The sequence below is a fragment of the Dyadobacter psychrotolerans genome, from assembly GCF_004349265.1.
Classification (GTDB): Bacteria; Bacteroidota; Bacteroidia; order Cytophagales; family Spirosomataceae; genus Dyadobacter; species Dyadobacter psychrotolerans.
This window is the reverse complement of the sequence record NZ_SMFL01000003.1, coordinates 744,127-758,834: the sequence shown is the minus strand read 5'-3', so window position 1 is coordinate 758,834 and position 14,708 is coordinate 744,127. Positions and strand designations below refer to the sequence as shown.

The window sequence follows — 14,708 nt, the reverse complement described above, 5'->3', positions numbered from 1 at the left end:
GCGGGTTTTTTTATGCCCCATGGGTTACAAAAGGACATATTTAGGGAAGATTTGCGGTTTTGCTTCATTGGAAATTATCTTCATCCAATAGATTATATTAAAAAATCGTAAACCTTCATTTTTCATCTGAAAATGGCCATTCAACTTTGTATTTTAGTGGTCGCATTACAGTCCCCATACCTCTCCATCTCAACAGTTATGAAAAAGTCAAATATTTTTGCCTACATCGAACTCTCCAAAATGGTTGAAGAGCTTCGTCAGTCGGCTGCATCTGACAAACTCAAAGAAAAGTTAAAAGCCCAGGCCGCCTATTTTAATATTCTTGAACCCCGTTATTTTTCTGATTCCCTCATTTCCGAATGGGAAGGAATACTTGCAATAACAAAACAAAAGGGCGCAAAGGTAGATGACGAAGGAAAAGTTATTTCCAACGCTATTTCTAATACCATCGAAAGTTTTAACCAGAAAGAATGCCAAAAACTCGCAGATCAGGTTTTTGGTTTGTTTGAAAAACTACAAAAGGAATTTCAATAACAGTCAAAATAAAAAAAGACCTGCTTCGATTTGGAAACAGGTCTTTTGTTTGAAAGGATTATAAATCAGTTTACCGTTCCTCCGTTCCAAACTTCCTTTCCCGGTTGCACAAACGCAAGACTTCCGTCGCGGTCTTCGGCCATCAGAATCATTCCGTGGCTTTCCATTCCCATCATTTTGCGGGGAGCCAGGTTGGCAAGGTAAAGTACCGTTTTGCCAATAATTTCCTCAGGTTTGAAATGCTCCGAAATTCCGCTCAAAACAGTACGCTGCTCGCTTCCTATATCGACTTTAAGCTTTAATAATTTTTTACTTTTTGGAACGCTTTCGGCTTCAACAATCGTCGCAACACGAATATCCATTTTGGCAAAATCATCATATTGAATCTCGGTTTTCACCGGGCTTACCACTTTTCCTTCCAATTCATTCATACGTTTGGCATCGTGTAATTTCTGCACCTGTTTTTCAATCACATGGTCTTCAATCTTTTCGAAAAGCAAAGCTGCCTCACCAATGACTTGTCCGGCTTCGAGTAAATCAAGTTTGCCTGCATCCTGCCATTTACTGCTTTTTACACCCAGTTGAGTACGAATTTTTTCGGCAGTAAAGGGCAGTACCGGCTCCGAAACTATAGATAATGAAGCGGAAATCTGCAAAGCAATATTCATGATCGTATTGACACGTTCAGGATCTGTTTTGATCACATGCCATGGCTGGGTGTCGGCAAGATATTTATTTCCTAACCTGGCCAGATCCATAATAAATGTCAGTGCTTCGCGGAAACGATAATTCTCCATTGCTTCTCCGATTTTTGCCGGGAAAGCGGCAAGTTCGGTCAGAACAATCTGGTCAATTTCTTCTAAGTTACCTTGTGCAGGTACTTTATTATCACAGAATTTCTGGGTCAGTACAATTGCTCGATTAATGAAATTTCCAAAAATACCGACCAGTTCACTGTTATTTCTTGTCTGGAAATCTTTCCAGGTGAACTCACTGTCTTTTGTTTCAGGTGCGCTGGCAGTTAATACATAACGAAGCACATCCTGTTTGTTTGGTAGTTCTTCCAGATATTCATGCAGCCAGACTGCCCAGTTTCTTGAAGTTGAAATCTTATCACCTTCCAGATTCATAAACTCGTTGGCAGGCACATTGTCGGGCAAAATCAGGTTACCTTCCGCGATAATGGTTGCCGGGAAAATAATACAGTGGAAAACAATATTGTCTTTCCCGATAAAATGGACAAGCTTGGTTTGTTCGTTTGCATCTTCACTTTTTTGCCACCATTTTTTCCATCCTTCATCCGTTCCGTTTTTCTGTACCAGCCAGTCTTTGGTTGCTGAGATGTAGCCTATTGGCGCCTCAAACCAAACGTAAAGTACTTTTCCTTCTGTGTTGGGAACCGGAACCGGAATGCCCCAGTCCAGGTCGCGCGTCATCGCCCTTGGTTTCAGGCCTTCCTTCAGCCAGGACTGACATTGTCCCAAAACGTTGGTTTTCCATTCCGGATGACTGTTTACGAATTCTTCAACCTGCGGCTGTAATTTATCCAAAGGCAAAAACCAGTTGGTAGTCGGTTTCATTACAGGTTTCGCACCGGAAAGCATCGAATGTGGCTCAATCAGTTCAGTCGGGCTAAGCGCAGAACCGCAGCGTTCGCACTGGTCTCCATAAGCGTTGGGATTGGCACAAACCGGACAGGTCCCGACAATGTATCGGTCTGCCAGAAACTGCTGTGCCGTTTCATCAAAATATTGCTCTGTGGTTTCTTCAATAAAAACACCTTTATCGTACAGGTCTTTAAAAATTTCCTGCGAAGTTTCGTGGTGGATTTGCTTGCTGGTTCTTGAATAAACATCAAACGAAATACCAAGCTGCCGGAACGAATCGTCGATTTGTGTATAATATTTATCTACAACCTGCTGTGGCGTAAGTCCTTCTTTTTTTGCACGTATGGTTATTGGTACGCCGTGCTCATCCGTTCCGCTGATGAAGGCTACATCTTTGCCATTCGATCGCAGGTAACGAACGTAAATATCTGCCGGAACATAACAGCCAGCCAAATGCCCGATGTGAATAGGGCCGTTGGCGTATATCAGCGCAGCAGTTACAGTATATCTTTTAGGGTCGGTGATTGCCATTGAATTTTACTCTGTATTTAATAATGCCGCAAAGTTAGCAAAATCGCTGTGAGAGATGCGAAGATGAGGCGTTCAAGTTTGACGGCAGCAATGATAAGCGTGTATAAAAAGCTTTTAGCCTTAACCGAAAAAGATAAGGTAGAAACTAAAATTGAATGACATTTTTTACTAAAAGTATTTTTTATAAGATATAAGGTAAAATATACTTGACATTAATTAAAGTAAACTATACATTTGAGTCAATCTAAATATTTAAACCTTCTTGTCATGAAAACAAAATACCTTTTGCCAAGCCGATTGAGAATTTTGGGCTGGATTCTGGTTTTAATCTGCACGCCTCTTGGGGTATGGTATCTTGCTGCCGAAAATTCTTTTCCGTTTCATTTGGTAATTAATATTCCTTGGCCTTTTGAAGGAAACAATGAAATGCTACCAATTAAGGATGGTTTGCTTTATCTAAGTATTGTTGATGAAGTTTTGGCGCTGGGCGCACTATTCGGGTTCTTTGTTGTTGGCTTTACAAAGCAGCTGATTGAAGATGAACGAATAGCTTTGCTCCGTCTGGAAGCTTTACAGTGGGGTATTTATGCCAACTACTTGTTATTAGCTCTGAGCGTGATTTTTGTTCATGGTCCTTCGTTTATTACGGTCATTACGTACAACATGTTTACACCCTTGATCATTTTTGTACTTAGATTTTACTGGCTTTTGTTCATTAGTCCGGCCATGGAGGCCAAAAGAGAAAGGAGTTTAGTATGAAAAACAGGATCAGGATTGAGCGCGCGATATTAAATATTACCCAGGCCGATCTGGCCGAACGGGTTTCCGTTACCCGGCAAACGATTAATGCCATTGAAGCAGGTAAATATTCGCCAACACTGGCACTGGGAATGAAAATCGCCAGGGAGTTTGAGAAGACCGTGGATGAGGTTTTTGAGCTGGAGGAGGGCGATTGAATATTAGAAGCATATCTGTATGCTTCTAATATTCTGGTTGAAAACCTTATTCATCAAATTCCTTTAAAAACCACTTTTTACCACGAACTTTGACGTTCATTATTTTGCCGTTTACATGAAGATCCTCATTACAGGTGCCACAGGTTTAGTTGGAAGTGCTGTGGCGCGCCGTTTTCTTTCCGAAGATCATACCGTTTATGCACTCTTTCGTTCCGGATCGGATCGTAGTTTGCTGGCGGATATTGAATCGCAGATAAACTGGATCGAGGGAGATATACTGGATATCAGCACACTGGAAACGGCAATAAGCGGAATGGATTTTGTGGTTCACACGGCAGCGGTGGTTTCATTTATTCCGGGTGATAGGAAAATGATGTACAAGGTTAACATGGAAGGTACGGCCAACGTAGTGAACGTCTGTCTCAAAGCAAACATCAAAAAACTATGTCATGTGAGCAGCATAGCGGCTCTTGGCAGGCCGGATGCACGGAAAGTCATTCCCGGGCAGGATTTGATCCTGGACGAGTCGCAGAGATGGGAGGAATCTCCGGACAACTCGGAATATGCAAAAACCAAATATCTCTCTGAACTGGAAGTCTGGCGGGGAATTGCGGAAGGCCTGAATGCAGTGATTGTAAATCCAACGGTAATCCTCGGTGAAGGTGACTGGAGTAAAAGCAGCACGCAGCTTTTTCGCTATGTATTCCAGGAAAAACCATTTTATACCGAAGGAATCGTTAATTATGTAGATGTAAAGGACGTTTCAGAAATTATTTTTCAGTTGCTTTTCTCCGATATATCTGCTGATCGTTTCCTGCTCAATGGCGGAAGTATGATGTATCGGGATCTTTTTAATACAATTGCTGATTCAATGAATAAAAAGCGTCCTGCTTTTAAAGTTGGGTCGGGCCTGGCGGCGGTCATTTGGCGGATAGAAGCAGTTCGAACCTGGCTTATGGGCACCAAACCTTTGATCACAAAAGAAACAGCACAGTCGAGTGCGAGGAGGATCAGGTACGACAATTCGAAAATACGAAAAGCGTTAGGATTTAACTTTCAGCCAATTGAGAAAACAGTCGCCCGTGTAAGCGAAAGTTTGCTTCGCAAGATTTGAATAACAAGGAATTATTTTTAACTTTCTTTCATTATCAATGATAGGATTTTAATTTAAATCCTACATTGAGTTGGTTCAGGATTTACCAACCTCTAACTTAATTGTTCGTGTGATGGAGAAAAATTTCGGGGAAAGAAAGGATTACATGAAGGAAACCCTGCTTAGGTTTGAAAGAATGATTAAAATGAATGAGCCTACGTTTTTCGATTTGGAGACATACGAAAAGGTCACGGCTCATTATATAGAAAAAGGAGATTGGGATAAGGCGGTGCAGGCGTGCGATCTGGGCCTTGCTGATTTTCCGTATTCATTGGATCTTTTGCTTAGTAAAGTACAGCTGCATGCCAATCGTGGTGAACATGATCTGGCGATGGAAATCCTGGAACGTGCTGCATTGTTTCATCCGGGGGATCTTGAAATATCGTTTATGCAGGTTGGTATTTCCAACATGATGGGAGAGTATGAGGAAGCGCTTGCCGTTTTGGAAGGACTTTTAAATCGGGTTGAAGATAAGGATGAAATTTATTTCCAGATCGGGCAGACGTATCAGAACTGGGGTAAGTACGAAGAGGCTATTGATAACTACAAACGTTCGCTGAGGAATAATCTCAATAATGAAAGTGCCTTATATGAACTTGCTCATTGTCTTGATCTGGTAGGCAAGCTGGAAAGCCATCTCGACTATTATAACGAACTTGTTGACAGAGATCCGTTTTCTCATCATGCCTGGTATAACCTGGGAATTGCATTCAGCAAGCTTGAAAGGTATGAGGATGCAGTTAATGCCTATGAATATGCTACGTTAGTGAAGGATGATTTTGCCTCAGCGTTTTTTCAGCTTGGTAATTCCTACATGAATCTGGAAAAGTATGACGATGCAAAAACGCAATATCTTAGAGCAATTGAACTGGAAGGTGAGCAGCCGGAAACCTGTTGCTGTCTGGGAACCTGTTACGAGAAACTTGGAGAGTTTGAAACAGCGATTAAATATTATAGACAAACGGTAAAGCTTGATAACCAGTGGGATGACGGCTGGTATGGAATGGGAATTTGTTTCAGTGAATTGGGTCGATGGTATGAGGCTGCCGGTTTCCTGCGTAAAGCGATTCAGATTACAGAATTAAATCCTGATTACTGGCTCGCCCTTGCCGAAACAGAATTCAGGATTGGTAATGTTATCTCTGCTTTTGAAGCGTTTGAAAAATCTGCGGAAATAGAACCGAATAATCCGGACATTTGGTTGAAATGGTCACATGTACTTTTTGAGCAGGGAAATTATGCCAGGGCGTGCGATCTTTTACAGGCTGCGATAGACGAAATGCCGGAAGAGGCCGACCTTTATTATAGGATGGCCGTTTACCAGATTCATTCAGGAGATTACCGTGAAGCTTTAATTAATCTTGAAGTGGCTCTGACACTCGACTACGATGCTCATATACAGCTTTTTGAATTTTTTCCGGATCTTGAAAAACAAAAAGCATTGTACCGGATTATCGAACAATATCGCGAAAAGTAATCAGGAGTATTGCTTTTTTACTTCTTTATAAATATCTGAAAGCCGGGCAGCAATATGTTCCCCGCTAAATTTTTGGACGTGAATTTTACCGGCATCGGTAAGCGACTGTCTCAGCCCTTTATCAGAAATCAGTATTTGCAGCTGGTTTCTGATATCGTCCACATCTAAAGGATCGGCATAGAGTCCGCCCGGGCCTCCCGCTTCTTCCAGACAAGAACCTTTGGCTGCAATGACAGGAGTACCGCTGTGCAGTGCTTCCACTATTGGAATTCCAAAACCTTCATAAATTGATAAATAAGCAAATACTTCCGCCTCCTGGTACAAAGCAGGCAAATGTGCTGTCGGGACGTTATGGAGAATAATAACCTGGCTTTCAAGCTTGTTTTTTGAGATAAAATCTCTGATACTTTCCGTGTAATGAGTTGGTTTTCCAATCAGCACAAGTTTGAATTCCTTGTTATTTAGTTTTGCAAAAGCCTCTGTTAATCGTAGTTGGTTTTTGCGTTCTTCCAGTGTTCCCACACAAAGCACATATGGCCCGTTTATGCCATATAGTTTGCATATTTCTGCACGTTGAGCAGGATCGGTCTGCTTGTTAAAAACCGGGTTACAGTCCTGGTAAACGACTTTTATTTTATGTTTATCTACCTTGTACAATTCAATTAAATCCCGTTTTGTCTGTTCACTTACAGCGACAACAGCATCAGCCCTTTCGCAGGCAGATCTGAATTTGTGGCGATAAATAGCACGGTCTATGGCTTTAAAATGGCTGGGTAATTTTTCAAAAATAAGATCATGGATCGTTACAACGGACCCAATTCCCGCTTTGGAAAGACCTTGTGGTATTTCATTGCTTAAACCATGAAATACGTCGATTCCATCATTTTTTAACTGATTTGTAATGGTTGAATACCTCCAGTAAGCGGAAAGTTTGCGATCAAGAAAAGACAGCGGCGAAACGATTGAAGTCTGCGGGAATTCGGGAAAAAGTTTAAAATCTCTTTTTGATGTGTAAGCAAAATAATCGTTGGCTTTTTCGTGCTGTATGAGCGATTCAAGCACAAATCGACTGTAATTCCCGAGTCCGGTTTTGTTAGCAAAAGCTCTTTTGGCATCAAATCCGATACGCATAAGTGATATGATACAAAGGTTTCAGGCAAAAGTCTGTAATTTTGTGGACATCGCCGAAAATTATTGGCGGGTATTTTGTGTTAATAAGAAATGAAGAGAAATAATATTCGCAAAAAGGGAAACTCAAAAGCAAGCTTACTATCACCCACCGAAGATTATCAATTATGTACGCTTTCTAATGGAATTCGTATTGCGCATAAACAAGTTCCTTACACTCAGATTGCCCATTGCGGTATCATGCTGGATATCGGGAGCCGTGATGAGCTGCCGCATCAGCAGGGACTTGCGCATTTTTGGGAGCACATGGCGTTTAAAGGAACTGAAAAAAGAAGTTCTTTTCATATCATCAACCGTCTTGAAAATGTCGGCGGGGAATTAAATGCATATACCACAAAGGAGAAAATCTGTTTCCATGCCTCCGTCCTGGATGATCATTTTGATAAAGCACTTGAATTGCTGGCTGACATTACATTTCATTCAGTCTTTCCCGATAAACAGATTGAAAGAGAAAAAAATGTGATTCTGGAAGAAATGTCCATGTACGTGGATTCTCCGGAAGATGCCATCCAGGACGATTTTGATCAGCTGGTTTTTGCAAATCACTCGCTGGGAAGTAACATACTGGGAACGGCTCAAACCGTTAACTCCTTTGACAGGGAGCACCTTCGTAACTTTATAAATGACAATATTGATACGGAAAGGATCGTGGTTTCTTCCGTAAGCCGTTTGCCTTTTGCCAAAGTGATCAGAATTGCCGAGAAGTATCTGGGAGATATACCTCAAAAAACAACATCGCGCGAACGGACTGCTCCGGGTTTGTATTTACCGATCATACAGCAAAAGGAGCGTTCAATTTCTCAGGCACAGTGCGCAATGGGGCAGCCTTCATACGCCTTGTCAGATGATAAAAGACTGCCGTTTTTTATGCTGATGAATTTATTGGGCGGTCCGGGAATGAATTCCAGGTTCAATCTCTCGCTGCGTGAAAAAAACGGATATGTATATTCAATAGAAGGAAATTATACGCCTTACCTGGATACGGGTTTTATGGGGATCTTCTTTGGTACAGAACCGCGCCAGTTGACCAAAAGTATTGCTTTAATTAACAAGGAGTTAAAAAAGGTAAGAGAAGTGCCACTTACCACCATTCAGCTTCACCAGACGAAGGTTCAGCTTATGGGCCAGCTGGCGATGTCTGAGGAAAGCAACATGAGCTTTATGCTGATGATGGCCAAAAGCCTGCTTGATACCGGAAAGGTGGACACGCTTCCTGAAATATTTTCAGAAATTCATGATATTACATCTGTTCAATTGCAGGACATTGCACAGGAAATGTTCAATCCTCAAAATTTCAGTTATCTGACATTTTTGCCCGAATAAAATAAGTTTTTGAAATCAAACCTGAGAATACCGTAACGGCGGAGTTCTCAGGTTTTTTTGTTTATATCAAAATCTTAAATAGCCGTTTTACAGATCCTGATAGTATAAAATATATCGTATCAAAAATTTTATGATCAAATATATTCTTCCGCTTTTACTTGCTGCTTTTGTAGCGGGCTCTAAGTCTTCAGGGCAAAAATCCACCAAAACTGCGTGGGATAGCCTGCCTTTTCCGGCGGACCTGGTAAACTTTAAATCTTACGACAAAAACCCGGTTTTTAAAGGTTCACCAGACTCAACGCTTTGGGATGAAAAGATCAGAGAGCGGGGATTTATTCTTCGGGAGGACAGCACTTATTATCTCTGGTATACAGGTTATACTCAAAAAACGGGCAAACAAATAAAATACCTTGGCCTGGCAACTTCTCCCGACGGATTCAAATGGACCCGATATGCAGGTAATCCAATTCATAAATCAATTTGGGTTGAGGATGTGTTTGTACTTAAAGAAGACAAAACGTATTACATGTTCGCCGAAAGCAGGGGAGACTCTGCCCATTTGCTAACGTCGACGGATCGTATCAGCTGGAAAGATCAGGGTGCTTTGGATATCAGAATGACAAATGGAAAGCCGATTTCTGCCGGACCTTACGGAACGCCGGCTGTCTGGAAAGAAGGAGATACCTGGAATTTATTCTATGAGCGAAATGATGCTGCTGTTTGGCTTGCCACTTCCAAAGATCTGAAAGTGTGGAAGCATGTACAGGACGAACCGGTACTCAACTGCGGACCGGAAAAATATGATCAGTTTGCGGTTGCCTTCAACCAGGTAATTAAACACAAAGGCTTTTATTATGCATATTATCACGCTTCTGCATTTAAAGACTGGCGGGAATGGACAACGAACATTGCTGTGTCAAAAGATTTGATACACTGGAAAAAATATTCTGGCAACCCGATTTGGAAAGAAAATACATCAAGTGGGATTGTAGTCAATGACGGTGAACAATTTCGGCTTTACACCATGCATCCGGAGGTTAGGGTGTATTTGTCTTCTCAATTCGAACTGAAATTTGATTAAAGTAAAGGTGTAATTTCAGATCAAAATATGGCTGGTGCAACCCTTTTTATAAGTTACACCAGCCAGCAAAATTTACGCCTCCGCCCGGTAAAACAGCGTCGAAGCATTCTCTGGTCTCAGCACATTTTTGGCAGCGTCATTAATTTCTTCACGTGTAAGATTCCTGATTATTTCGGCATCATCATTTGCCCATTCGGCATTGCCGGCGTTGGCAGCGAAAGCGAGATTCATGGCGCGGTTCAGCAATTCCACTTCTGAAAATGCCAGAGTTGCTTCGGTTTGATTCTTAACTTTTGTCACTTCCTCTTCTGTTGCTCCATTTTGGGTAATTTCCAAAAGAAGTTCATTAACCGCATTATCCGCTTCTTCCAAAGTCACTCCGGGATTTAAGTTCCCTTTAATCAAAAGTAGGCCCGGATCTAGTGACGAAGTTACGCTGGCACTGATGCTGTTAAAAATCGGCCGGTCTTTCAGCAGTGATTGGTACAAACGGGAAGATTTACCTCTTCCCAAAATGTCACTTACCAAATCAGTAGCATAAAAACCGTCTTCATATTTTCCCTGTGTGTGAAAAACTTTGATTAATGAATTCAGAGGCACCGCAGCAGAAGTTTCCAGATATCGGGCTTCCGTCTGAACCGGTTCTTTTGGCAGATTCCGTACGTAAGGTGCTCCCGCAGGAATTGCATCAAACCATTTTTTTACCAGTTCTTTAACCTTATTAAATTTTACGGCTCCTGCTACCACCATCACCGCGTTATTCGGGCGGTAAAAACGGAAGAAGAAATCCTGCACGTCATCCATAGTTGCACGTTCGATGTGACCAATATCTTTACCAATCGTTGCCCAGCGGTATGGATGCGTCTGATAGGCAAGCGGCCGTAATTTCAGCCACATGTCACCATAAGGCTGGTTGAGGTAACGCTGCTTAAATTCTTCAATCACTACCTTACGCTGAACTTCCAGTACATTCGGATCAAATGAAAGACTAAGCATCCGGTCTGATTCGAGCCAGAAGGCCGTTTCCACATTATCTGCAGGTAATGTGATATAATAATTGGTGATGTCGGGCGAAGTAAAGGCATTATTTTCCCCACCTACGTTCTGAACGGGAATATCGTAACTTGGAATGTTTTTTGAACCACCAAACATAAGGTGTTCAAAAAGGTGGGCAAAACCGGTACGTTCTTCATCTTCGTCCCGGGAACCTACATTATATAAAATATTAACCGCTGCCATCGGGGTCGAAAAATCTTCATGCACAAAAACTTTCAGGCCATTATCCAGCGTAAATTGCTCGTAACGAATCATATTGTAGAATCAATAATTATTGTAAAATTCCGGGAACCATAAATATACTGCGTTGCCGAAACCACGTTGTCTATTTAAGGGTTATAAACAAAGCTACTGTTCCGGTGGGATTCCACCAAACCAATTCGATTTTTAGTCAAAGCCATGAAATATATTAAAAGCGTTTTTTTTACTGTTCTTCTTCTTCTTTCTTTCCCATTTTTTACAAAAGCACAAGTGCTGAATGATCCTGCAACGATCAAAACCGTTCAGAGTGCACTGGATAATATTTATAATTATGAATTTGATGATGCCGATCTGATTATCAATCAGGTTGAGAAAAAATATCCGAATCATCCTGTTACACTCATTCTCGATTCCTTTATTCTTTACTGGAAATATCTGCCGATAAAAGATCATCCGGCCAAGTCGAAGGAATACATCCAAAAACTCAATCTTTGTCTGGAAGCCATCAATAAAAAATTTGGCAAAAACAGTTCTGATCCGGAAGCAGTGTTTTACACCATGGTAGCCCGGGGATATATGGCCATGATGTACAATTACAGAGGTGAAATGATGAATGCCGCCGGAGAAGGTAAGAAAGCCTACAATGCGTTCAGTGAAGGGATGAATTTAATGAATAAAAATCCTGAGTTCTATTTTACATCAGGCATGTATAATTATTACGTGGAACTGTACCCGGAATTGCATCCGATGGTGAAACCGCTGATGCTGTTTTTCAAAGACGGTGACAAGGCCTTGGGACTAAAACAAATTGATACCGGCACAAGGCTGGGAGTCATTACCAAAGCGGAATCCTGTTATTATCTGGCCCATATTTATCTGAAATACGAATCAAAACCTGAAAAGGCAGCTGTTTACACCGAAAAACTAGCGGGCCTTTATCCTAAAAATCCGGTTTATGTGATGAGGAATACGGAAGCTTTACTTCTATCCGGGAATTATGACGGAGCTGCTAAATACATCAATACATTGAAACGTTTTCCTAACGGATTTTTCCCGCTTGCATTACATACTTTTCAGGGAATTGTTTTTGAAAAGGATGCCAAGAATGACGCAGCCGCTCAGAAGGAATATCTGCTCGCCCTGAAAACACCACACGATGATCAGTATACCAAAGAATACTACGCCATGGCCTATGCAGGGCTTGCAAGAATCGCAAACCGTGCCGGTAATAAGGCGAAGGCCAAGGAATATTATAAAAAGGTTTTGGAAAAAGCGGAGTATAAATCGGTAATTCGGGAGGCGAAGGGGTTTAAGTGATTTTATCCTGTTCATTTATGGAATATGAACAGGATAACGTGCTGAAATCACCTCATTTCGGAAATAAACTCTTGTCCAATCCCGGAATAATTCTCAACGCATTTTTGTAATATAATTTTTTCAAAACCTCATCGGAAAGCCCCATTCCGTACATTCGCCAGAACGCGTGGTATTTTTTGTGATAGGGGAAATATTCATCTTCTGTTTCAAGCACCCGGAAATAGGTTGAATATTCGGCAGGAACCCAGCTGTCTTTACCGAACAAAACACGATCCTGATATTTGTCAAAAAACTTTTTAGCCGCTCTCGGCTGGCGGCCCAGTTCTGCAATTACAGCACCGATTTCAACATACATATTTGGAAAAACCGTCATCAGGCTGTCAAGCTTTTTCAGGTTGTTGGGATACCAGCCCATGTGTGCATTGATAAAAGTCGTTTTTGGATTAATTCTGAAAACATGATGTTGTTCTGCTATCAGAGAATCGAAAGAAACCGGATCATTCAAGCTGCGGCGACGGCCGGGATGTGTTTTTAGTTCCAGCCAGCGTTCGTTGTAACGGTCCATCGGGTCCCAGAAAGAAGGTACATCGGCCGTATGTATCAAAACGGGAACGCCAAGCTGTCCGCACTTTTGCCAGATCGGCTGCAACCGCGGATCACTCACGGCAACGCGGTTTCCTTTGTCATCTTTAATCCCGCTGAAACCAAGACTTTTGTAAATTTTAAGTCCTTTGGCTCCCATTTTTACATCATCTTCCAGTTGTTTTACTGCTTTTGACGTCCAGTCTTTTTCTCCAAAACCTTTAAACTGAAGGTTTGTGAAAATGGCAATTCGTTTTGGTTCGTTTTTGGCAACATTTTCCAATGAACCTTTTAAAGTAGCCGTTCCCTCGCTCCACTCCTGACTTCCGCCACGTCCGCTCAGATTGACCATAATTCCCATATTCAGGCTATCCATAATGGCAACCAGACCTTTCAAATCCTGCGTTGGCATCTGATACTGATGATTGTGCACATCTATAAATGGAAACTTTGCTCTCCTTAAAGGATGTTCCTCAACCTTTAAAGTTGAAATAGGGTCATACTCCTCGAAACCAAGCGGCTGTGTTATTGTGGACGGATCCTGAGCAAAGACATGAGCGGCTGCACCAAGTATCAGGGCAAATACGGGTAGAAGTAAACGTTTCATCTATGGTTGTTAAGAGTGTACAATCAGGGTCATTTTTGGAAAGATGCGCCAGGTTTGTAAATAAGTGCAACGCAGTGGGCAGCAATTCCTTCTTCCCGGCCAACAAAACCCAGGTGCTCTGAGGTTGTAGCCTTAATCGAAATATCGTCTTCTAAGACATGCATGACCTGTGAAAGACAGGTTTTCATTTCCGGAATGTGCGGGTTTAGTTTCGGGTTTTGCAAAACAATGGTAACATCCACATTGCCCACCTCAAAACCTTTTTCACGAACCATTTCCAATACTTTTGTAAGAAGTAGTTTACTGTCGACACCTTTCCACTGCGGATCTTTATCTGAAAAATGATAACCGATGTTACGCATGTTGGCAGCTCCGAGCAGCGCGTCACAAAGTACATGGCAAACCACATCGGCATCCGAGTGCCCTTTTGCGCCGTGTGTGTGGGGAATTAAAATGCCGCCAAGCCAAAAAGGCCGGCCTTCTACCATTTGATGTACGTCGTAGCCTTGTCCGATGCGGAAGGGAAACATGTCTGAATTTTAAAATGAAAACCTGATCCGCAAGTTGGCGATTGTATGTTAAAATGGCAAGTCCGGAGGTAAATGTGAAGTTAATGGCGTCCGTAAGCAACCAGATAGTCTAATGGAGCCTGCTTTTTAACTGATTAATCTCTTCCTGCATCGAGTCCATTCTGATATCCGCCTTGTCAAATCGGTTCATCATGGCTTCAAATAAATTGTTCAGACCTTCTTTGGTAGACATAGTAGATTTAATATCCTCTATATCAAGTGAATTTTGTTTGACAATCTGTATCAGGTCAATCATGCTGTTTTGCAAATCACTTTGCCTGTCACTAAGCTGGATTTGATTCCTGGCAAGTTCAAGCATTTGTATCTCAAGGGTGTCCATCCGTTTTTCCTGCCTGGCCTGGCCTTCCATGAGTTCGGACTGGCCAGAAATAAGTTCTTTCTGTCCATGTTCCAGACGGTCCAGGCGAATTAAAACTTCGGTAACCACTTCTTCAAGATTGCTGATTCTTCCTTTTTCTTTCATCGCATGTGTGCTTTAAAACAAATATAAATAATCTTCAACAAT

Annotated in this window: 14 protein-coding genes; 8 read left to right on the top strand and 6 right to left on the bottom strand. The window is 41.8% G+C overall.

Annotation, left to right across the window (positions count from 1 at the left end):
* Nucleotides 1-198: 198 nt before the first annotated feature.
* Nucleotides 199-534 carry a hypothetical protein gene (locus tag E0F88_RS10990; RefSeq protein ID WP_229213729.1) on the top strand — a complete coding sequence of 112 codons (336 nt, stop codon included), beginning with the start codon at nt 199-201 and terminating at the stop codon, nt 532-534.
* A gap of 65 nt (nt 535-599) precedes the next feature.
* Here the strand turns inward: E0F88_RS10990 and metG are convergent, their stop codons facing one another.
* Nucleotides 600-2,672: a methionine--tRNA ligase gene (metG, locus tag E0F88_RS10985; RefSeq protein WP_131958275.1), complete on the bottom strand. Its 2,073-nt coding sequence runs from the start codon at nt 2,670-2,672 to the stop codon at nt 600-602.
* Between the two features lie 267 nt (nt 2,673-2,939).
* Here metG and E0F88_RS10980 point away from each other — a divergent pair, with 267 nt between their 5' ends.
* From E0F88_RS10980 to E0F88_RS10965, 4 genes are all read left to right on the top strand, one after another.
* Nucleotides 2,940-3,431 (top strand): hypothetical protein, encoded by a 492-nt coding sequence (locus E0F88_RS10980; protein ID WP_131958274.1) that lies wholly within the window; start codon nt 2,940-2,942, stop codon nt 3,429-3,431.
* On the top strand, nt 3,428-3,628 hold the full coding sequence (locus E0F88_RS10975; RefSeq protein WP_131958273.1) for a helix-turn-helix transcriptional regulator: 201 nt from the start codon (nt 3,428-3,430) through the stop codon (nt 3,626-3,628). Before E0F88_RS10980 ends, E0F88_RS10975 begins: the two co-directional genes overlap by 4 nt.
* A gap of 115 nt (nt 3,629-3,743) precedes the next feature.
* Nucleotides 3,744-4,742, top strand: coding sequence for an NAD-dependent epimerase/dehydratase family protein (locus tag E0F88_RS10970; protein WP_131958272.1), 999 nt, complete (start codon nt 3,744-3,746; stop codon nt 4,740-4,742).
* Nucleotides 4,743-4,854: 112 nt separating this feature from the next.
* Nucleotides 4,855-6,258: a tetratricopeptide repeat protein gene (locus E0F88_RS10965; protein WP_181956088.1), complete on the top strand. Its 1,404-nt coding sequence runs from the start codon at nt 4,855-4,857 to the stop codon at nt 6,256-6,258.
* Here the strand turns inward: E0F88_RS10965 and E0F88_RS10960 are convergent, their stop codons facing one another.
* Complete coding sequence (locus tag E0F88_RS10960) at nt 6,259-7,389, bottom strand: glycosyltransferase family 4 protein (RefSeq protein WP_131958270.1); 1,131 nt, start codon at nt 7,387-7,389, stop codon at nt 6,259-6,261.
* Nucleotides 7,390-7,479: 90 nt separating this feature from the next.
* On the opposite strand from E0F88_RS10960, the gene E0F88_RS10955 reads away from it, so the two are divergent.
* Complete coding sequence (locus E0F88_RS10955; RefSeq protein WP_131958269.1) at nt 7,480-8,769, top strand: M16 family metallopeptidase; 1,290 nt, start codon at nt 7,480-7,482, stop codon at nt 8,767-8,769.
* Between the two features lie 130 nt (nt 8,770-8,899).
* A complete protein-coding gene (locus tag E0F88_RS10950; RefSeq protein WP_181956087.1) occupies nt 8,900-9,850 on the top strand; it encodes a glycoside hydrolase family protein in 951 nt (316 codons plus the stop codon).
* Nucleotides 9,851-9,922: 72 nt separating this feature from the next.
* Here E0F88_RS10950 and E0F88_RS10945 read toward each other — a convergent pair whose 3' ends face one another.
* Complete coding sequence (locus E0F88_RS10945) at nt 9,923-11,161, bottom strand: M16 family metallopeptidase (RefSeq protein ID WP_131958268.1); 1,239 nt, start codon at nt 11,159-11,161, stop codon at nt 9,923-9,925.
* A 144-nt stretch (nt 11,162-11,305) separates the two neighbouring features.
* Between E0F88_RS10945 and E0F88_RS10940 the strand changes: the two genes are divergently transcribed.
* The gene (locus tag E0F88_RS10940) at nt 11,306-12,424 is read left to right on the top strand and encodes a tetratricopeptide repeat protein (protein WP_229213728.1); all 1,119 of its coding nucleotides are present in this window, start codon (nt 11,306-11,308) and stop codon (nt 12,422-12,424) included.
* Between the two features lie 52 nt (nt 12,425-12,476).
* On the opposite strand, the gene E0F88_RS10935 is transcribed toward E0F88_RS10940, so the two are convergent.
* The 3 genes from E0F88_RS10935 to E0F88_RS10925 form a co-directional block, all read right to left on the bottom strand.
* On the bottom strand, nt 12,477-13,613 hold the full coding sequence (locus E0F88_RS10935) for an amidohydrolase family protein (RefSeq protein WP_131958267.1): 1,137 nt from the start codon (nt 13,611-13,613) through the stop codon (nt 12,477-12,479).
* Nucleotides 13,614-13,642: 29 nt separating this feature from the next.
* Entirely contained in the window at nt 13,643-14,143 is a 501-nt protein-coding gene (ispF, locus tag E0F88_RS10930) for a 2-C-methyl-D-erythritol 2,4-cyclodiphosphate synthase (RefSeq protein WP_131958266.1), read from the bottom strand.
* A 109-nt stretch (nt 14,144-14,252) separates the two neighbouring features.
* A complete protein-coding gene (locus E0F88_RS10925; RefSeq protein WP_131958265.1) occupies nt 14,253-14,666 on the bottom strand; it encodes a hypothetical protein in 414 nt (137 codons plus the stop codon).
* Between the last annotated feature and the right edge of the window lie 42 nt (nt 14,667-14,708).